23 protein-coding genes and 2 pseudogenes are annotated in these 18,903 nt (G+C 52.6%); 5 read left to right on the forward strand and 20 right to left on the reverse strand.

Annotated features, from left to right (window positions below):
* Window positions 1–6: 6 nt before the first annotated feature.
* Together B5G42_RS13360 and B5G42_RS13365 are read left to right on the forward strand one after the other, a co-directional pair.
* Entirely contained in the window at window positions 7–1,995 is a 1,989-nt protein-coding gene (locus B5G42_RS13360) for an ATP-dependent nuclease (protein WP_087171080.1), read from the forward strand.
* Between the two features lie 14 nt (window positions 1,996–2,009).
* Window positions 2,010–3,755: a UvrD-helicase domain-containing protein gene (locus tag B5G42_RS13365; RefSeq protein ID WP_087171079.1), complete on the forward strand. Its 1,746-nt coding sequence runs from the start codon at window positions 2,010–2,012 to the stop codon at window positions 3,753–3,755.
* A gap of 64 nt (window positions 3,756–3,819) precedes the next feature.
* Here the strand turns inward: B5G42_RS13365 and B5G42_RS13370 are convergent, their stop codons facing one another.
* The 13 genes and pseudogenes from B5G42_RS13370 to rplM all read right to left on the reverse strand — a co-directional run bounded on the left by B5G42_RS13370 (window position 3,820) and on the right by rplM (window position 11,954).
* Window positions 3,820–4,083: a DUF6809 family protein gene (locus B5G42_RS13370; RefSeq protein WP_087171078.1), complete on the reverse strand. Its 264-nt coding sequence runs from the start codon at window positions 4,081–4,083 to the stop codon at window positions 3,820–3,822.
* The gene (locus B5G42_RS13375; RefSeq protein WP_087271295.1) at window positions 4,080–4,469 is read right to left on the reverse strand and encodes a TnpV protein; all 390 of its coding nucleotides are present in this window, start codon (window positions 4,467–4,469) and stop codon (window positions 4,080–4,082) included. Before B5G42_RS13375 ends, B5G42_RS13370 begins: the two co-directional genes overlap by 4 nt.
* 98 nt (window positions 4,470–4,567) lie before the next feature.
* A pseudogene (locus B5G42_RS13380) lies at window positions 4,568–6,163 on the reverse strand (type IV secretory system conjugative DNA transfer family protein); the annotation flags it as partial.
* Window positions 6,164–6,165: 2 nt separating this feature from the next.
* On the reverse strand, window positions 6,166–6,666 hold the full coding sequence (locus B5G42_RS13385) for a PcfB family protein (protein WP_002576352.1): 501 nt from the start codon (window positions 6,664–6,666) through the stop codon (window positions 6,166–6,168).
* Window positions 6,667–6,767: 101 nt separating this feature from the next.
* Complete coding sequence (locus tag B5G42_RS13390) at window positions 6,768–7,079, reverse strand: DUF5720 family protein (RefSeq protein WP_002576353.1); 312 nt, start codon at window positions 7,077–7,079, stop codon at window positions 6,768–6,770.
* Complete coding sequence (locus B5G42_RS13395; protein ID WP_002578791.1) at window positions 7,072–7,434, reverse strand: hypothetical protein; 363 nt, start codon at window positions 7,432–7,434, stop codon at window positions 7,072–7,074. The genes B5G42_RS13390 and B5G42_RS13395 overlap by 8 nt, the downstream gene beginning before the upstream one ends.
* Before the next feature lie 48 nt (window positions 7,435–7,482).
* Entirely contained in the window at window positions 7,483–8,376 is an 894-nt protein-coding gene (locus B5G42_RS13400) for a DUF6017 domain-containing protein (RefSeq protein ID WP_002576355.1), read from the reverse strand.
* A 69-nt stretch (window positions 8,377–8,445) separates the two neighbouring features.
* Window positions 8,446–8,637, reverse strand: a complete 192-nt coding sequence (locus B5G42_RS13405) for a hypothetical protein (RefSeq protein ID WP_002576356.1) — start codon at window positions 8,635–8,637, stop codon at window positions 8,446–8,448.
* A 27-nt stretch (window positions 8,638–8,664) separates the two neighbouring features.
* Complete coding sequence (locus tag B5G42_RS13410) at window positions 8,665–8,940, reverse strand: DUF5720 family protein (RefSeq protein WP_002576357.1); 276 nt, start codon at window positions 8,938–8,940, stop codon at window positions 8,665–8,667.
* Window positions 8,941–8,952: 12 nt separating this feature from the next.
* A complete protein-coding gene (locus tag B5G42_RS13415) occupies window positions 8,953–9,879 on the reverse strand; it encodes a ParB/RepB/Spo0J family partition protein (protein WP_002576358.1) in 927 nt (308 codons plus the stop codon).
* Window positions 9,836–10,657 carry a ParA family protein gene (locus B5G42_RS13420; RefSeq protein WP_002576359.1) on the reverse strand — a complete coding sequence of 274 codons (822 nt, stop codon included), beginning with the start codon at window positions 10,655–10,657 and terminating at the stop codon, window positions 9,836–9,838. Before B5G42_RS13420 ends, B5G42_RS13415 begins: the two co-directional genes overlap by 44 nt.
* A gap of 443 nt (window positions 10,658–11,100) precedes the next feature.
* A complete protein-coding gene (gene rpsI / locus B5G42_RS13425) occupies window positions 11,101–11,505 on the reverse strand; it encodes a 30S ribosomal protein S9 (protein ID WP_087188633.1) in 405 nt (134 codons plus the stop codon).
* 17 nt (window positions 11,506–11,522) lie between these two features.
* Window positions 11,523–11,954: a 50S ribosomal protein L13 gene (gene rplM, locus B5G42_RS13430; protein ID WP_087188632.1), complete on the reverse strand. Its 432-nt coding sequence runs from the start codon at window positions 11,952–11,954 to the stop codon at window positions 11,523–11,525.
* A 224-nt stretch (window positions 11,955–12,178) separates the two neighbouring features.
* Here rplM and B5G42_RS13435 point away from each other — a divergent pair, with 224 nt between their 5' ends.
* Entirely contained in the window at window positions 12,179–12,934 is a 756-nt protein-coding gene (locus B5G42_RS13435; RefSeq protein WP_087271298.1) for a tRNA lysidine(34) synthetase, read from the forward strand.
* A 51-nt stretch (window positions 12,935–12,985) separates the two neighbouring features.
* Here B5G42_RS13435 and B5G42_RS13440 read toward each other — a convergent pair whose 3' ends face one another.
* Complete coding sequence (locus B5G42_RS13440; RefSeq protein WP_087271301.1) at window positions 12,986–13,447, reverse strand: tRNA dimethylallyltransferase; 462 nt, start codon at window positions 13,445–13,447, stop codon at window positions 12,986–12,988.
* On the reverse strand, window positions 13,435–14,574 hold the full coding sequence (locus tag B5G42_RS13445) for a hypothetical protein (RefSeq protein ID WP_087271305.1): 1,140 nt from the start codon (window positions 14,572–14,574) through the stop codon (window positions 13,435–13,437). The genes B5G42_RS13440 and B5G42_RS13445 overlap by 13 nt, the downstream gene beginning before the upstream one ends.
* 107 nt (window positions 14,575–14,681) lie before the next feature.
* Here B5G42_RS13445 and B5G42_RS13450 point away from each other — a divergent pair, with 107 nt between their 5' ends.
* Window positions 14,682–15,020 (forward strand): hypothetical protein, encoded by a 339-nt coding sequence (locus B5G42_RS13450; protein ID WP_087271308.1) that lies wholly within the window; start codon window positions 14,682–14,684, stop codon window positions 15,018–15,020.
* 312 nt (window positions 15,021–15,332) lie between these two features.
* On the opposite strand, the gene miaA is transcribed toward B5G42_RS13450, so the two are convergent.
* The 3 genes and pseudogenes from miaA to B5G42_RS13460 all read right to left on the reverse strand — a co-directional run bounded on the left by miaA (window position 15,333) and on the right by B5G42_RS13460 (window position 17,054).
* The gene (miaA, locus tag B5G42_RS13455) at window positions 15,333–16,217 is read right to left on the reverse strand and encodes a tRNA (adenosine(37)-N6)-dimethylallyltransferase MiaA (protein WP_242961230.1); all 885 of its coding nucleotides are present in this window, start codon (window positions 16,215–16,217) and stop codon (window positions 15,333–15,335) included.
* Window positions 16,218–16,241: 24 nt separating this feature from the next.
* A pseudogene (locus B5G42_RS18740) lies at window positions 16,242–16,685 on the reverse strand (low molecular weight protein-tyrosine-phosphatase); the annotation flags it as partial.
* Between the two features lie 99 nt (window positions 16,686–16,784).
* Window positions 16,785–17,054 (reverse strand): translation initiation factor 2, encoded by a 270-nt coding sequence (locus B5G42_RS13460; protein ID WP_204247496.1) that lies wholly within the window; start codon window positions 17,052–17,054, stop codon window positions 16,785–16,787.
* Window positions 17,055–17,187: 133 nt separating this feature from the next.
* Between B5G42_RS13460 and sleB the strand changes: the two genes are divergently transcribed.
* Entirely contained in the window at window positions 17,188–17,847 is a 660-nt protein-coding gene (gene sleB, locus B5G42_RS13465; RefSeq protein WP_087271314.1) for a spore cortex-lytic enzyme, read from the forward strand.
* Between the two features lie 27 nt (window positions 17,848–17,874).
* Here the strand turns inward: sleB and thpR are convergent, their stop codons facing one another.
* On the reverse strand, window positions 17,875–18,402 hold the full coding sequence (gene thpR, locus B5G42_RS13470; RefSeq protein WP_087271316.1) for an RNA 2',3'-cyclic phosphodiesterase: 528 nt from the start codon (window positions 18,400–18,402) through the stop codon (window positions 17,875–17,877).
* Between the two features lie 54 nt (window positions 18,403–18,456).
* The coding region (locus B5G42_RS13475) for a stage V sporulation T C-terminal domain-containing protein (protein ID WP_087271319.1) at window positions 18,457–18,903 on the reverse strand (447 nt) is incomplete at its 5' end.

Genomic DNA, 18,903 nt, shown 5'->3' on the forward strand with positions numbered 1-18,903 from the left:
ATTGGCATGCGATTATCAAAGATAAAAATAAAAAACTACAGATTGCTTATTGATGCTGAACTGGAAGTTGATTCGAAAACAACCTTAATTGTGGGACGCAATAATACTGCCAAAACCTCGTGCTTTGAGTGCATCGGTAAAGTATTGGATGGAACTCCGTTTTCTTTCAATGATTACCCGTTGTCAAAAAGAGAAAATCTATATGCTAATATTGCTTCGTTCATGGCAAAGGAAATTGCTTTTGAAGATCTATGTGAACGGCTGGAACCAATATCTATAGAGTTCCTTGTGGACTATTCCCTGGATGACCCGGAGGATAACTTAGGCGCATTGTCTCCGTTTATCATTGATGTAGATGTGGATACCACTACAGCGTTGATTCGTGCCGAATACAAATTGAAAGCGGACGAGAAAGGTATTTGGAAAATTCTAGAGCCAAACTATTATGAAAATGGGAGCTTTTCTCCTGCTGATGATGTCCATAATGCTATTATAAGCAATTTCCACAAGCTTTTTGAAATGACGATTTATGCGATAAATCCAAAAAAACCAGAAGAAAAGCAGAGTAAAAAGCTGACAGAGTTGGCCCAATTGTTTCCATTTCACATTATTCAGGCAGAGCGCCGCCTTGGTGAAGACGGAACCCAAGACAATTCTTTGTCTTCTCTTATCTCCGATTTCTTTGATATGAGTGAAGACGAATTAGATCCAAGTGTTTCTGAAAAAGTTAAGGAACTTCGAGCTATTGTTGAAAACGCCAACAAAAATGTGCAACAACAAAGCGATAGCATCCTAAGTGCTCTGGTTAGTAAAGCAGTTGGGTTTGGTTATCCCAATGGAGAAGAACTACAGTTAGGAGTTACAACCCAACTAAGCATTGATGACCAGATAAAGAATCAAACACAACTTTCTTATACTGCTGGAACAAGCAAAGAGCGACTCCCCAGTACCTATAATGGTTTGGGATATAAAAACTTAATCAAAATGGAATTTCTTCTTGCAGCATTCGCCAAAAAGGTAGAAAAATGTGGGGACGCCTGTATACCGTTGCTTTTTATCGAAGAACCAGAGTCTCATATGCATCCGCAGATGCAACACGCCTTTGCAGAGTACTTAGAAGCGTTTCTTGCGAAAATTACTTCTGTAGGGATTCAAACTTTGATAACTTCGCATTCTGCTCACATTGCGAACACAATGGTTTTCTCTAAAATTCGATATGCGCAAAAAACAAAGGCCGGTGTTATTTATAAGAACCTAAATACGTTTGCTCAGGAGAATCCTTCTAACACTGATTTCATCCGAAAGTATCTTACTCTAACCAAGTGTGATTTATTTTTTGCAGATAAAGCAATCTTTGTTGAAGGGGCGTCAGAACGTTTGTTGTTGCCCGACATAATCGATAAATGCGCTAAAGCGGGGGACTTTGATTCTCGGGAATATAAACTACCTGCTCAGTATTATGCCTTGGTTGAAATCGGCGGTGCGTATGCCTATAAATTTATTCCGTTCGCTGAGTTTTTGGGTATCCCATGCCTTATTCTTACTGATTTGGACTCTGTGTCTGGTCAAAAAGGTGCGAACGGGAGAATATATTATAAGTCTGTTCCGGTTTCATGCGGTGAAACAACATCTAATGAAACTCTAAAATGGTGGGTCCGGAAGAACAAAGGGCTTTCAGCGGATGATAATACTCAAATCGCTCTAACTGATATTACATCGATGTCTCCTGCTGATAAAACTCGATGCAAATGTCACATTGAATTCCAAACAACAGAGAACGGGTTGTGCGGACATTCTTTGGAAGAAGCAATTCGGAATGTCAACCGTGCACATTATGAATTGGGGGATACTCCTACTGAAGACGATCTTGAGTTTTCAGGGAAGAGTAAAACAGATTTTGCTCTTAATCTCATTTGTGAATGTGAGGATTATGCTATTCCAGCCTATATCAAAGATGGGCTGGTGTGGCTCAATGACCAACGGGTGCTTGAGTAAGGAGGTGTAAGTTCGTGAGTGAAGAATACAAAAGGACAAACTACGACCTTGCAAAAGCTGAAGCCGATAAAGTAGATGAACAAATCATTTCAGCACTTCAGAATGGGATTAGCTTTCGTGTGGAGGCTGGTGCAGGCTCAGGTAAGACATATTCGCTGAACAAAGCCATTGAATGGATTCAGGCAAATAAGTGGACGGAGTATCGCCGAAAGAAACAAACTGTAGTTTGCATTACATATACAAATGCTGCGGTGGATGTGATTGCTGAACGACTATCAAAAAATTCATTTATTCTTCCATCGACAATCCACTCCTTTGCATGGAACGCTATCAAACAGTATCAAAGCTTTCTCATTGATATTGTCACAAGCGATCCTGACTTCTTGCCAGATGAAGGAGATTTTTTCAAGGTCAAAGAAGTTACATATACCTTGGGGCATCGTTACAAGGAAAATGGAATTCAATATTTATACCACGATGACGTTCTAAAGCTCTTTTGTCGGCTTTTAGATAATGCAAAATTCCGGCGTGTATTCGCAGACAAGTATCCTTTGATTTTAATTGATGAGTATCAAGATTCCTATAAACCGATCATTGATCGCTTTATTAACTTCTTTATTGCAGAGAAAAAAGGCCCTCAGTTCGGTTTTTTTGGTGATGCCTGGCAAACCATTTATCAATCCAACAAGGCTTGTGGTCTAATTGAAAATGAGAACCTCGCAATTATCAAGAAAGGCTCAAATTTCAGATCTGCACCACGGATTGTTCGGCTTTTAAATGATTTGCGGCCTGACTTACCCCAAACATCTGCAATAGATGATTTTGACGGAGAAGTGATTGTAATCACCTGTGACGATTATACTGGCCCTCGCCGGACAGAACGCAATCTAAAAGGCGAATTACCTGCGGAAGAATTAAAGAATCGTCTAAGTAATGTCACAGAGAAGATCAAGCGTGAATCATCCGAAGAGGATGATCTAAAAGTTCTAATGATAACGCATAAGGTCCTCGCTACGCAGCAAGGGTACGAACAACTTTTAGAAATTTTAGCTGACGGGCTGAGAGATAAAGAAGATCCGTTCCTTCTGTTTTTTATGGATACTGTTGAGCCAATCTATAAAGCACTTAAAGATTCAAATATGCAGTTGCTTTTTGATACACTCGGAATTAAGCGCTTTCCCATTAAGAAAAAATCCGAAAAAGTCAAGTGGAAAGAGCTACAGCAGCAGTTGGAAGATGCTCGCACCAAAAGAGCAATTGATGTATTTGAGTTAATCAAGCGGACCAAATTGATTCCTATTCCCCCAAAATTGGATGGATGGTATCATCTATATCAGAAAGCGCCAGACACAGTGTATGTTTCTAATGCTTCAATTCAGTCATTTTTAGAATTGGACTACCTGCAATTTACCGCAGCAATCGATTTTTTGTTTCCTGATGCTATGTTTTCCACTGAACATGGCGTTAAAGGCGAAGAATATGACAATATTGTCTTTGTTATCAGCAAAGGTTGGAATCTATATCAATTTGAAACCTATGCACCGATGATAACAGGACACTCTAATGTTCCCGAAGGAAAGCAAGCTTCTTATGAAAGAAATAGAAACCTATTTTATGTTTGTTGCTCAAGACCCAAAAAAAGATTGTTTTTCTTTGTGTCGGTTCCAATAGATGCAGTGTTCAGAGCTTTTCTTACTAAACTGGTTGGAACTGATAATATCTATACCTATAGCCAATATCTTGAAACAGATCTGAAGTAATCAACACGAAATAGCGCCCATCGATCATTTCTGACGACCGATGGACGCTGCCGTTTATGTTCAATTATTCTTCCATTACTTCAGCCATCATCTTGGCCCCTAGCTTAAAGCTGCTCTGGAACAGCAGGCACTCTGCTATGGTTCGATGTTCACGGACGCAATCTGTGTACCGTGAGAACAATTCCTTCTGCTCATCCGTCATGGTAGCCAGAAGTTTTTCTTCATTCCGGGTAATCAAGCGGAGAATTTCATTGTATTCTTTACAGGCTGTTGTATCGTACTCGGTTGGCTCAATATTTCCATACCAGAATTCTTCCAAGATTCTCATACAGCATCCTCCTCGTAGATCAGCTCCCGGAGGATGATTTCCTCCGCCCGGTTGCGGATGCTGTTCATTGCCCTGACCCATGTCATCTGATCCTGGACTTTCAATTCCTCAGTGATTTCTTCCGTTTCTTTCATCTGGGTAATGATACAATCCAGCTGGTTCTGTGCCTGCTCGTTCAAATCGCTCAGATATGTCCAGAGTTTGCCGGTCAAGATCAGGTCATTATACCGGATTGGATGGAACTGCTCCAGATAGGCTTTGTGCATACGACCCCAAATCCCAATGGGGCGGTTTTCTTCCGGCAGCTGTAAGTCTGGAATGTAGTAATCACCGACCAGTGTATAGCTAATGCCGTTTTGACAGGTTTTCTTCGGTAAGTGTTCCATAAGCGACCTCCTGTATTCGATTTTTCTCCGAATTCAGCTGATCGTGTCCCTGTTCATGTCAAATTCAAGGCAGCTGAACTCTTCACCAACAAGTATGGCATATCTTTGCCGAGCTTTTGGTAGTTAAGAGAATGGGATGTCTCGCGGCCCCGGCTCTCGCCGGTGTTGTAGGTGTCGATGGTCTCCTTGCCCAGCACGGCGGCCAGCTCCTTGAGGGTTGTCGGCTCTTTGCCGCCCAGGAAGATGGAGGTATCCATGTTGCCGATGATGGTATCGGCGTTGTCCTTGTAGATAGCTTTGAGCTGGGACTGTGCTTGCAGCACCAGGCAGGCGGAAATCTCACGGCTTCGGATGGTGGCAACCAGCTTTTCCAGCCGAGGGATCTGTCCAATATTGGCGGCCTCGTCAATGAGGCACCGCACATGGACCGGCAGCCGCCCGCCGTACACATCGTCCGCTTTTTCGCAGAGCAGATTGAACAGCTGGGTGTAGCACATGGAGATCAGGAAGTTAAAGCTATCGTCCGTGTCGCTCATAATCAAGAACAAGGCGGTTTTCCGGTCTCCCAGGGTATCCAGCTCCAGCTCGTCGTAGGCCGTGACCTCCCGCAGCTCCGCGATGTCGAACACGGCAAGGCGCGCACCGCAGGAAATCAGGATGGATTTTGCGGTTTTGCCCGCAGCCAGCTTGTACTTTTTGTACTGACGGACGGCGAAGTGGTTGGGCTTCTCTGCCTCCAGCGCGTCAAACATCAGGTCCACGGGGTTCTTGAACTCCTCGTCATCCTCCCGGACCTCCATCGCGTTGATGAACTCGATGAGGGTGGAGAAATTCTGTTCCTCCACCGGGGCCTCGTAGTGGATATACCCAATGAGGGCGCAGTACAAAAGCGTCTCGGCCTTAACCCAAAAATCGTCCCCGGCCTTGCCCTCGCCCTTGGTGTTGGCGATCAGCGTCGTGACCAGTTTCAAGATGTCCTTTTCGGAGTGGATGTAGGCAAAGGGATTATAGTGCATGGACTTCTTGAAGTTGATGGTATTGAGGACTTTGATCCGATAAGGCTCATAGATGTCCTTGCCGTGCTTATCCTTCATGGGCTTGCCGTCCTTGCCCAGCTTGGGTGTGCCGCGCTGAAGCATTTTGCCGCACTCCACCAGGATGGTGCCTTTTGGGTCTGTCACCACATAGGAGCTGTGCATCTGCATCAGGTTCGGTTTCAGCCAGAAGCGGGTCTTGCCGGAACCGGAGCCACCGATCACCAGCACATTTTTGTTTCTGGCGGTCTTGGGGTCCTTGGGGCGGCTGTTCATGGTCAGGCTCTCGGTTTTAGTCAGAATCACATTGTTCTGGAACACCGGGTCGATGTAGGGTGCGATGTCCTCATGGGTGCCCCAGCGGGCGCTGCCATACTCCATACCGTGCCGGTACTTCTTGGCGTTCTTGCTTTTGAGATACACGGCCAATCGCAGGCCAGCGCCGCAGCACAGCCCCACCAGCAGGTCCAAAGGGTGCAGGCTGGGCCACCAGCTGGCCAGCGCCACCGGCAGCGTGGAGAAGAACGAAAGCATTTTTGCCGAAGCGTCCGCACCCACGGCCATCCGCCATCCTTCACCGAAGTTGGTTGCGAACAGCCCCATCAGGATATAGGGCATATTCAGCAAAAGGAGCTTTTTGATGTCAAGTTGCTTTTTCATCTTCATCGTTCCAGCTCCTTCCGCTTGTTCCGGTCCACAACGGCGTGTTTCACCAGCTCTTTGAACTGGCTCAGCTTTGCCAGCACGGACGGACGCTCTGTTTTCTGCGCCTTTCTGACCTTCTTGCCGGTGTACTCGGTAAAGGCAGCGGTCAGGGCATCCGCATCGCGGCCTTTGAAAAAGATCAGGTACTTGGGCGGGGAGCTGCTGCGGTCCTTCTTCACCGCATAGTCAACGCCGTATTTCCGGGCGATCTTTTCAAACTCCTTGATGGAGGGGTCGGTGATCTCGATGTTGGAAACGCCCTGATTCTGGCCGATCAGCTGCTTCACCGTCTGTTTGCCGTGGGGAATCACGGGGGTATCCCGGCTTTTCTGCTTTTGCAGCTTCTTTTCCTTGCGGTGGGCAAGGTACTTGGTGATGGCGGCCTTAAACAGCCGCCCGGTAAACTTTGTTCCGCTGACTACCAGCGTCAAAGTCCTGTTTTCCACTTCCTCCTGCATAGGTCATCGCCTCCTTTCCACGGATTTTGCAGGGGTGGCGCTTGATACTAAGGCGGGACCACCAGCCGCCGCAGCAGGTATTTCATCATGGCAGGCTCCTTTCAACGCAGCTGATCGGAGCGGTCATAGTACAGATGTCCCTGGCGCACCTTGGCATGGCTGAGAATCTTGATGTGGCCCTTTTCCTGGTTCTCCAGGCTTTTCTGGTATCCGGCCTCCGTCAGAAACAGGCGGGTCCGTTCGCCTTTCCAGCCCACCGGCGAATCGTGGGTCAGCACATCGAAGATAATCATGTGCCGGGTGTCCTCGGCAAACCGCTCCAAATCCATGTACTCATGGCCGTGGTAGTTCTGCGCCCCGGCCTTGAGCCGCATTTCCTCCATCAGCTGGCCCACGGTCTTACGCTCAGGCATGGCGCGCACCTCCTTTCCCGCGTCCCTGGCCTTTCACAGTCAGGATACCGTCCAGGGTGGTAGCGGTGATCCGCAGGCGCTCAGCGGTGGCGATGTCATTCTTCACGGTCTCGTCGATGCCGTGGCCGCAGACCACCAGCACATGGGACCGGCGCAGATAGTCTCGCACCATATCCAGCCCGTCCTTGTGTTCCTGGGGAATCTCGTCCTTGAGGAAGGTGGACAAGAACAGAACCGGGCAGATGGGCGAATACCCGGCGTCGTACACCTGGCGGCAGTAGGTGGCAGCGTTCTCGGCGTTCTCATACTGGTTGTTGCTCCAGGGAGCCGTAATGTAGGCAAGAGGTCGTTTCATGGCAAAATCCTTTCTCCCGGTATTGCCGGGCAACAGAAAAGCGGCTGTTTACCAGCCGCCTGTGTTCATATCGTGATTGACTTGTACGGTGTAGTGATTGCTGATCGTGGTGGGCGCGTTGAACAGCACTGCAAGCAAATACTGTTTCATATTGCGGACCTCCGTGGTGTTTTTCTGCATACCGTCCATGACAAATCGGATATGCTCGCTATCCAGCTTCAAGAACCGGGAGCGCACGACTTCATGGGGAAAGTCGCTGCCAGCGATCCGAGTGGTTTTACGTTTGGCACAAACGGTCTCCACCATCAGCTCCACAATCTCGTCCAGGTCCTCACGGTAGGTCGAAAACTCTCTGCACAGATAGTCATACTCGATGTTCTCCAGAATCAATTCCCGATAATTTTCTATCTCTGAGACAGACATCGCATCCCTTCCTTTCCGTTCCGGCAGCTGTGCTGCCGCTGTTTCCCGGAAGGGAATGGAATCGGTACTTGCTCCATGAGTATTTTGTTTTTGAGTATTTGGTTTCTCTATATTTAATTCTGCGGGCTTTTCCGTATCCGGTTTATCCAGATACGGGTTTTCCGTATCTGGTGAAGCCGTATCTGGTACAGCCGTATCCGGCCTTGGCGTTTCTGGCTGCCTGGGCTGGGGTTTCTCATAAATCACATACTCGGTGTCGCTGATCCGGCCTTGTTGGTCCCGCAGCTGGTTCCGCACGATGTAACCGGCGGTTTCCAACTCCCGCAGCGCACTGCCGATGGCATCAACGCCCTCCTTGCAGATTTTCGCAAGTCCACGGGTAGTATAGTTCCAGTCATCAGGCAGGGATAACATCATGGAAAGAAGCCCCTTTGCCTTGAGGGATAGTTCGTGGTTCCGCAGGTGATGATTGCTCATCACGGTATAATCTTTGGTCCGTTCAATGCGAAAAACGGCCATTGACTTCACTCCTTTCTAATTTTAGGGCATGAAAAAAGCCACAATCCTTCGTGAAAAAGACTGTGGCTTTCAGCTGTTTTTGTTGTTCTGCCAGGGCCGGTAAGGACGCTTGTACTTCGGCGGATGACTGAACATCGGCTCATGCTCCGAAAACGGGAGGGTCTGCAAAACCCGGTCAATGTCGGTGGATTCCATATCATACTGGGACTGGCAACTTTCCCGGATGGCATCTTTGATGCTCTGGACAGTACACATATTCATTCCTTTCCTTTCGTAGTGATAATGAGTTTACGGGTGGCGGCGGCGCTTGTCCGGTTTGAAGTCGAGCACATGGCCCTCGATCACACGGGCATACCGCTTGATTTTGATTTCCCGACGCTTCTGGCTTACGAGGGCGGCCTGATACCCGTCCTCCGTAAGAAACAGCCGCATATCATCGCCGGGGCAGCCGTAGGAACAAGGGCGCTGAACGGAAAACTCGATCATCCAGCGGGTGCTGTCCTGAAAACGCTCTACGGCCAAGATATTGTGTCCTTTCAGCTCACGGGCTGAAATATCCCTCATAGGCGGCTCCTTTCATCGTTCCTGGTCTCTCTGGCGCTTCTTCTGCCACGCCTCCAGCAGTTTGATAATGGTTTCCTGCATCCGCTGGGGCGTATAGCTTTTGGGGAAATACTTCCGCAGGGTGTCGGAGGTGAAAGTCACTTTGTCGAGATCACTTTTCTTTTCCTCACCCATGATGACGCGCATCATATCGAGGGTCAGATGTCCCTCCTGGCTGTATTTCTTGAGTCGCTGAGCCTGGGAGAGAGAGGGGGTAGCCTGTTCGCTGTCCATCGCGTCCAGCAAATCCCGCTGTTCTTCTTTTTTGAGAAAGGACAGCTCATAAGCCGGATTGAGGGCGATTTTCTTTTCATCGACCATATCCAGCAGTTCGGGAATCAGCTCCGTCAGGCGGATATAGCGCTGCACCTGGTTCCTACTCGAACCAGCCTGCTGCGCCAACAATTCATCTGCACGCAACTTCGTCCCAAGTTGGGACGAAGTTAAGTCCCCCCGTGCGCCTTGGTGTTTCATAGCCTCCAGCTTCATCTTGTAAGCAAAGGCCCTTTCGCTGGGGAGCAGGCTTTCACGTTGTAAGTTGCTGTCCACCATGATGATAGTGGCAGCATCATCGTCCAGGTCTCGGACAATGACAGGCATGGTTTCTTTCTCGGCCAGCTCACTGGCCCGGTGCCGCCTGTGACCGGCAACCAGCTCATAGCCGCCCTCCGGGTCCGGGCGGGCGATCGCCGGAACCAGAACACCATACTGCCGAACGCTGTCGGCGGTCTCCATCATGGCCTCGTCATCCTTGACTTTGAAGGGATGCCCCTTAAATGGGTGCAGCTCAGACAGCGGAATTTCCTGTATCTTCTCCAGCTTGGCATCCTGGCGGCTTTCCTCGGTGGAAAACAAATCATCGTATGGAGCCAGCTCTACTTTTTTCGCGCTGCTTTTCAAGTTTTATCACCTCCTTGGTCAGATTCTTATAGCCCTCGGCCACCTTGCCATTAGGGTCATGGGCAAAAATGCTTTTGCCCTCGGCGCTGATCTCCTTTGCCCGGACAGAATGGGGAATCTCGGTGCCGAACACCTTGATTTTGCTGCCATAGGTCTCCCGCAGCAGGGCGGCAATCTCCTTGGCGAAGTTGGTGCGGTTGTCCACCATCGTCAGCAATATGCCGTCGATCTGGAGCTTGGGGTTGATCTGCCGCTTCACCTTGTTTACGGTCTGGAGCAGCTGTTCCAGGCCCTTGGCGGGCAGGTACTCCGCCTGAACGGGGATTATGACCCTGTTGGCGGCGGCCAGGGCGTTGACCGTGAGCATACCCAGGGATGGCTGGCAGTCAATCAGGATATGGGAATACTGTCCCTTGAGCGTGTCCAGATACTGCCGCAGGATGGTCTCTCGGCTCATGGCGTTCACCAGGGAGACCTCCATGCCGGAGAGCTGGATGTCTGCGGGCATCAGGTCAACCCCCTCCGGGTGATGCAGGATACCCTCGCCGGGGCGCAGCGGCTCGTCCATCAGGATACGGCCCATCGCGTCGGACAGGGTAAAGGGCAGCTTGTCCGGCTGGGGGTGGCCCAGGCTGATGGTCAGGCTGCCTTGCGGGTCCCCGTCGATCAGCAGCACTTTCTTTCCGGCCTGCGCCAGCCCAATCCCCAGGTTCGCGCAGGTGGTTGTCTTGCCAACGCCGCCTTTCTGGTTGGCGATGGCGATGATTTGCGTGTTCAATGACTTCACCTCATTTCTGAATTGTTCTATGGCTTCTGGAAATAGAAAAAGCCGCCACTTCAAAAATTGAAAGTGACGGCCTTTTCTTATCCCGGAATGAAATTCCCCGGAAACGCAAAAAGCGCCCAGTAGAAAATACTGAGCGCTTGGCGATTAGATTTATTCTCTTTTGTTCAAATTAGGTCAAATTCAGACAAACCGTTTTCACGAAAAAGGTCTCTTGGAGATGTATAAATAAACATCCCCTTGGCATCCCAAAATCGCGTCTCGGTTGTCCTATTTTTTAACCCATAAGCCCTCTTTTTGGGGTGGTTGTCCACCATTTAACCCATAGAAAACGGGTTAAAAGAGGCTTCGTTCTGTCAAATTGCGTCAAACCATTTGAAAAGGAAAAACCCCGGAAACCGCGTAGTTCCGGGGTTTTTGACCACTTTTGATAAAGTTTAGCGCTTGCTGAACTGCGGAGCACGACGGGCGGCCTTGAGGCCGTACTTCTTACGCTCCTTCATACGAGGATCGCGGGTCAGGAAGCCGGCAGCCTTCAGGGCAGCACGGTACTCGGGGTTGACCTGCAGCAGGGCACGGGCGATGCCGTGACGGATGGCGCCGGCCTGGCCGGTCACGCCGCCGCCGGTAACGGTGGTCTCGATGTCCACCTTGCCCAGGGTGTCGGTGGTGGCCAGAGGCTGACGCACGATCAGCTTCAGGGTCTCCAGGCCGAAGTAATCGTCGATATCACGGCCGTTGATGGTGATAGCACCAGTGCCGTTGGGGAACAGATGCACGCGGGCCACGGAGGACTTCCGGCGGCCGGTGCCATACAGATAAGGCTTCTTGCTCTTATACATTCCTTTGTACCTCCTGCTTAGTTGGCCGCCCAGGCTTCGGGCTTCTGGGCGTTGTGGGGATGCTCGGCGCCGCGGTAGATGTGCAGGCGGGACAGAGAATCCTTGGTGATGATGTTGCGGGGCATCATGCCGCGGATGGCCACACGCATGGCCAGCTCGGGCTTCTGCTGCATCAGCAGGCGGTAGGGGGTCTCCTTCAGGCCGCCCACCCAACCGGAGTGGGTGCGGTAGTACTTCTGCTCCAGCTTCTTGCCGGTCAGAACGGCCTTCTCGGCGTTGACGACCACGACGAAGTCGCCGCAGTCAGCGTGAGGAGTATACTCGGGCTTGTGCTTGCCGCGCAGCAGGTTGGCCGCGGTAGCGGCAGTCTTGCCCAGGGGCTTACCAGCCGCATCGAGGATATACCACTTGCGGACGATGTTCCCCTTGTTGGCCATAAAAGTGGACATGGTGAAACCTCCAATTTTGATGATATCTTAAAAAATATGTCTAAACAGAATACAGGCCCCAATCTTTACGATTGGAGCGTTTTGTATTATAATACCTTGGCCACGGAGTGTCAACACGTTTTCCGATTTTTTTAAATAGAAAAAGTGTATGCTCTTGAAATCGCGTGATATCTCTTGCTTTCTCTTGAATGCTCCATTTCGATTTTCAATTTTTTGAGGTGCCTATGAACAAGATTTTGAGCTATGTCCGCCGCTGTGTGGAGGATTACGACATGATTCAGGCCGGAGACCGCATTGCCGTAGGGGTGTCCGGCGGCAAGGATTCTCTGGTGCTGCTCACCGCTCTGGCCCGGCTGCGGGAGTTCTATCCCAAGCCCTTCACCGTGGAGGCCTACACCCTGGATATGGGTCATGTGGACGGGGGAGAGGGGATGGACTTTGCCCCGGTGGCCGCCTACTGTGAGCAGATTGGCGTGCCCTTCACTCTGCTGCCCTCCGAGATCCACCACATTATCTTCGACCTGCGGAAGGAGAAAAATCCCTGCTCCATGTGCGCCAAAATGCGGCGGGGCGCCCTCCACAACGCCATCAAGGAGCGGGGCATCAGCAAGATCGCCCTGGGCCACCACTTTGACGACGCGGTGGAGACCTTCTTCCTGTCCCTGTTCTACGAGGGACGGCTGTCCTGTTTCCAGCCGGTGACCTGGCTGGACCGGATGGGCATCAGCCAGATCCGGCCCATGCTCTACTGCGGGGAGGGGCTTATCCGCAACGCCGCCCAGCGCAACCACCTGCCGGTGGTGTTCAATCCCTGCCCCGCCGACGGCTACACCAAGCGGCAGGAGGTCAAGGAGCTGATCCACACCCTGGACCAGCAGTACCCCGGTTTGAAGAGCCGGGTGTTCGGGGCCATGCAGGGCCTGCCCCTGCCCGCCTGGGGGCCGGTGGAGCACCGCCGGGTGCCCCTGCCCGAGGGATAACAGTCAAACGTAAAAAAGCCGCTGCGGAAGTTTCCGCAGCGGCTTTTGCGTTTAAGGCTCTTTCAAAAACTGTTCCACCGCCTGGGTGGCCTGGGTGAGGAAGTCCCCCTCCATGTCCAGCCACAGCACGTCCTTATCCCGGCTGAACCACTGGACCTGCCGTTTGGCAAAGCGCTTGATGGCCCGGCCCAGCTCGTCCTTCAGAGCGTCCAGAGAGGGGATCTCCCCCTTCAGGTAGCGAAGGATATAGCGGTACTCCAGCCCCAGACCCTCCAGGAACTCGTCGGTGGCCCCGGCTTCCCGCAGACCGGCCACCTCCTCGATCATGCCCGCATCAATGCGGGCCTGGAGCCGGTCGTCGATGCGCTGACATACTGTTTCCCGGGGGAAGTTCACCCCCAGTTTATTCCACCTAATTTTCCGGCTGCAGCCGTTTATTTTGTAAAATAAAGGTAGGAAACAGGAGGGCGCATTTGAGGGTTTCCGGCGGAAGAAATATGTTATGCAACCCAAATTTTGTACCCAAAGAAGTAGGGATAGTAGTCAAATTTCACAAAACGACCATTCGTATTCCAACCATCCATAACAAACAGGTATTTGGCGCCAGTGTTGCTTTCGGCATAACCGAAATTCATTACACAATGTCCTTCACCCTTATCAAAGATACTATCGTTGGTATGGAGCACAAGATGAATTGGACAATGATCTTTGAGAGCTATTTGGTAAGTACTATAAGAAGAACCATCGGAGAGCATCTTATATGACCAAGTTCCTTTGCCAGATGGCTCGCGGAAGAAAGAAGCGTATCCGTCTATTATATTGACATCGAGAGTCCCATGTTCAGTGCTGGTTACCATGGTTTCAAACAAAATGTCAAAAATAGCTTTTGCTTTATTAGAGTCCGAACTTTCGGAAGAAACTCTGTTCATAACACTGGAGCAGCCACGCTGTTTACCCCAATACCAGAGTACATTGGTTGCAGCGGTAGGGGTGCAAACGCCACCTGAGGAAAATTGAGACATCAACCAGTAATCATCGCCTGCGCCAAATTTCTTTATCATGAATGTAGAGCCATCTTTAATGTTGGCTTCGGACCAGTCAATAATACCATTATAAATATTGACTTCACTACCCGAAGAAATACTGTTGGCCGCGTGGAGATCGCTTTGATCATAAACGGAGTACAGAGAACCCCATTGGTTCTGAACATAAAGCTGACCTGCTCCGGTATAAAGGATTTTGGCGTCGTGCTCGGAGTTACTGGTAAGGCTGTTGGTGATTGGAATAAGTTCATTCAAAGCAGAATTGGTAGTCAGCGGCCCAGATCCCTCAAAAGCAAATTCCACAATGGGATCTTCGCCGGAAATTAGACTCAGTAATACATATCCGGCAGCAGTCCCATTATCGGTAAAGGTTACATAGTAGCCGGTGAGTTGATCACTAGAATCATATAGATGTATAAAATTATCAATGGTTATGGCCTCGTTGTTTTGTGAAGTGGTCATAAAGTGCAATGCGTAGCGTTGGACTTCGCTATCTGGAATGATATTACTATTGGTCGTATTATCGGTTGCAAAGGCTGGGATGCCAAGGGAAACACAAAGAGCGAGAGACAGTAAAAATGACAATAACTTTTTCATAATAAGCTCCTTTTGCAAATATGAGTGGCACATGGTATAATACTTGTATATAACAATGTATTAGGGAGAAAAGTGCCAGGTCCTAGTTTAATGAAGGAGGAATTGCAATGAAAAGCCATAAAAAGATTCTTTTGGTAGCCGCACTATTGGTTGTAGTTGTGGCCGTGGTCGGTGGAAGCTATGCTGCATATCGGGTTTACTATGTGCAAAAAAGTTACTATCCAATGGCAGGAGAAGTCACAATTATAGATAAGTCTGAGTCCAGGGATGACCATTATATTGTGATTCAAGAAGCAACCGGCGAACAATTTACTCTATCGTGCAGTGAAAGTGACTATGAGCAGGTAAAGATAGGAGACACGGTAAACTGTGAGCGCAATCAGAGTATTGTAACACATAAAGGGGAAGTGCATAAAATAGAAACGATTAGTAAAACATGGGACTAACCTCTTTCTGATTATTATTGCCTGCTATAATGGGGGATCGCACTCAATGCTATACAGTGTTTTAGACCGCCGGTCAACGAGGAATAAGGATCATAACAGAAAGTGAAGAAAAATAATTTTGACCACAGCTACCCCCATAATCCGCATAAGAGCGTACAAAAGCACTTTCGCACTGACATTCCATGTGGTGTCAGTGCGAAAGTGCTTTTATGTATTTTTCAAAGAAGAGAATGAAATGGGGGCGTTAGTGGCTCTATATGTCTATTTAGACAGAAATACTGTACACTGTATTTGCGTTATGACAGGTTCTTTTTACTGGCCCTTCAAAAACCGCTCCACCGCCTGGGTGGCCTGGGTGAGGAAATCCCCCTCCATGTCCAGCCACAGCACGTCCTTATCCCGGTTAAACCACTGGACCTGCCGCTTGGCAAAGCGCTTGATGGCCCGCCCCAGCTCGTCCTTCAGAGCGTCCAGAGAGGGGATCTCCCCCTTCAGGTAGCGGAGAATGTAGCGATACTCCAGCCCCAGGCCTTCCAGGAACTCGTCGGTGGCTCCAGCTTCCCGCAGACCGGCCACCTCCTCGATCATGCCCGCGTCAATGCGGACCTGGAGCCGGTCGTCGATGCGATGACATACTGTTTCCCGGGGGAAGTTTACCCCCAACAGCAGGCAGCAATAGCGGGGATGGGCCTGCGGGGCCTCCCAGCCGTCGGCCAGAGCCTTCTCCACCGAGCGCACCAACCGCTGGTGGTTGTTCTCCTCCCCGTTGGCCAGGGTGACCCCCGTCTTTTCCCGCAGGATGGCGTACAGCTCCGCAGCGGTCTTGCCCTCCAGCTCGGCCCGCAGAGCAGGGTCGGGGGTGGCGTCGGTGAAGGCAAAGCCCTCGGTCACAGCCCGGACGTACAGCCCGGAGCCCCCCACTAGGAAGGGCACCTTGCCCCGGGCGATGATGTCGTCGATGGCGGCGTAGGCACCCACCTGGAAGTCGGCCACCGAGTAGGGCTGGTTGGGGGCCACCACGTCCAGCATATGGTGGGGCACGCCGTCCATCTCCTCCTCGGTCACCTTGCCGGTGCCCAGGTCCAGGCCGGTGTACACCTGCCGGGAGTCGGCGGAAACGATCTCACCGCCAAAGCGCTTGGCCAGTTCCACCCCCAGGCCGCTCTTGCCGCAGGCGGTGGTGCCCAGCACCACCACCAGCTTGGGCAGCTGCTCCTGGGTCAGATCGGCCAGCAGGGCGGAGCAGCCTGCGTATACGTCCCGCCAGGTGGCCTCAAAGTCACCGGAGTACCAGGGGTCGGAGATGTCCCGGTCCTCCCCAATATAGGACAGCAGGGCCTTGACCTTGCCATCCGGGTCGCCGCCAAAGAGCCGGCGCATATTCCGCAGGTTGGCGCTGTCCATGCCCAGGAACAGGTCCCACCGGCCGTAGTCTGCCGCCGTCAGCTGGCGGGCGGCGTGGCCGGAGCAGCTGATGCCGTGTTCGGCCAGCTTCCGCCGGGCGGGGGGATAGACCGGATTTCCGATTTCCTCGGCGCTGGTGGCGGCGGAGGCAATGGTGAACTGATCCTCCAGCCCTGCCTTTTTGACCAGATCCTTCATGACAAACTCAGCCATAGGGCTGCGGCAAATGTTGCCGTGACATACAAAAAGCAGTTTTTTCATGCTGTCCTCCCGGGAGCGGCGTTACTGCGCCGCAATGTAAACCCATTCTACCACACTTTTGGCCTGAAAAAAAGCAGGCGCGTTTCGCGCCTGCCGTGTTTACAGCAGAAGGGCCAGGATCCAGCACGCGGTGGCCCCCAGGGCGCCGCCGGCGGCATACACCGGGGCGGGGATCTTCCGGCACACCCGCCGCCAGCCGGAGGAGCGCTTGAGGTAGCCGTCGGCCGCCCGGCGGGCCTCCTGGAGCACCGCCTCGGCGGAGGCCCCCTTGCCGAAGGCGTCCTCCTTCACGATAAAAATGGCCTGTTCAAAAAATCGGGGGTCGGGGGATTTCACCACAATGACCTGCCGGGATACGCCCTGTACCACCTGCCCACATCCTTTCCTGTTTTGTACCAGTATTTCCAAAAACCACTGGCCCTATGCAGGCAGGAAGGGATTGGCGTACATAACCGGCCCGCCGCCGCCGTACACTACCTCCAGTGAGATTGGAGGGGTAGGTATGAACAGACGCAGGCGCGTCGCGGCACTGGCTCTGGTGTTCGCGGTCAACATTTCCCTCATCGCCTTTGCCCAGCAGGCCCAGGCGGCCACCTACCGGCAGGGCTCCAGCGGGGAGCAGGTGCGGGTGATCCAGACAAAACTGAAGAACTGGGGCTACTACGACGGGGCGGTAGACGGGGTATTCGGCAGCCAGACCACCCAGGCGGTCAAGTATTTTCAGCGGAAAAACGGCCTGACCGCCGACGGCATCGTGGGGCCTGCCACCCTGAAGGCCCTGGGAATGTCGGGCGGGGGCACACCTGCCCAGGATACCAGCGTGGATCTGCTGGCCCGGGTGATCTCGGCGGAAGCCCGGGGGGAGCCCTACAGCGGCCAGGTGGCGGTGGGGGCGGTGATCCTCAACCGGGTGGAGCACCCCTCCTTCCCCAACACCATTGCCGGGGTGGTGTACCAGCCGGGGGCATTCACCTGCATGGTGGACGGCCAGTTTAATGAGCCGGTGGCTCAGTCGGCGGTGCGGGCGGCCCGGGACGCCCTTAACGGGGTGGACCCCAGCGGCGGGGCCATCTATTATTTCAACCCCGCCACCGCCACCAGCAGCTGGATCTGGAGCCGGCCTCTCATCCTCCAGATCGGCAACCATCGGTTCTGTGCCTGAGCGCGGGCGGCCTCCGCCCGCTACATATCAAAGGGCCGCCCGGTACAGAGGCAAGTAGCGCAGCACGCCGTCCACCCGCTCCGAGGAGAAGAGGGTGAGCCGGTTTACCTCCGTTTCCAGAGTGGGGAAAAGTCCGGGGACGGTGAGGGGCTCCAGCCCGGCGGGAGAGCGCACCTTCCGGGCCAGGGTGATGTGGGGGCGATAGGGCCGCCGTTCCGGGGAAAAATCGGCGTCTCTCAGGGCGGCCTCCAGCTGCCGCTGGGCGGTCATCAGGCCGGGGAGGGGCTCCACCCCCAGCCACCAGATATCCCCGCCCTTTTTGGAAAAACAGCCGGGAGAGGCGGAGCGGAGGGCAAAGGGGGGTGCGTCCACCTGGTCCAGGGCGGCGGCAGCCGCTTCCGCCCGGTCGGTCTCCCCCAGAAAGACCAGTGTGAGATGATAGTTGTCCCGCCGGGTGAAGTTGGCCCGCACCCCGGCCTTCTTCAGCGCGGCGGCCCCCCGGTCCAGCGCTTCGCGCCAGACGGTTGGCAGCTCCACGCCCAGAAACAGACGCATAAAGACCGCCTCCTTTGCCCACAGTATAGCAAAGGAGGCGGTCTGTTACAAGGATCAGGGCTCCATGTGGCGGCCCAGGAAGCCGGCGATGGTCTGAACCAGCTTGTACTGGGTCTCGCTGTCGTGGAGAGCTCCCTCGGTACCGGCAAAGAGTACGCAGCCCAGCACATCCCCTTCCGAGAGGATGGGGGCGGCGCAGGACACCAGATAGGTGTCGTTGCCCTCGCACACGGGGACGGGAGCGGAGCCCTCCTTATGCTGGTAGATCTGGCGGCCCTCCATGATCTGCTCCAGGGCGGGAGAGATCTGCTTGTCGGCCAGATCCCGCCGTCCGCTGCCGGCCACGGCGATGCAGCTGTCCCGGTCGGTGATGACGGCGATCTCGCCGGTGGTCTTGTTCAGGGTCTCGCACATATGGCCGGCAAAGTCCCCCAGCCCGCCCATGAGGGAGTATTTTTTAAAGATGACGCCGCCGTCCTTGTCGGTGTAGATCTCCAGGGG

Source organism: Flavonifractor sp. An91 (assembly GCF_002159225.1).
Taxonomy (GTDB): Bacteria; Bacillota; Clostridia; order Oscillospirales; family Oscillospiraceae; genus Flavonifractor; species Flavonifractor avicola.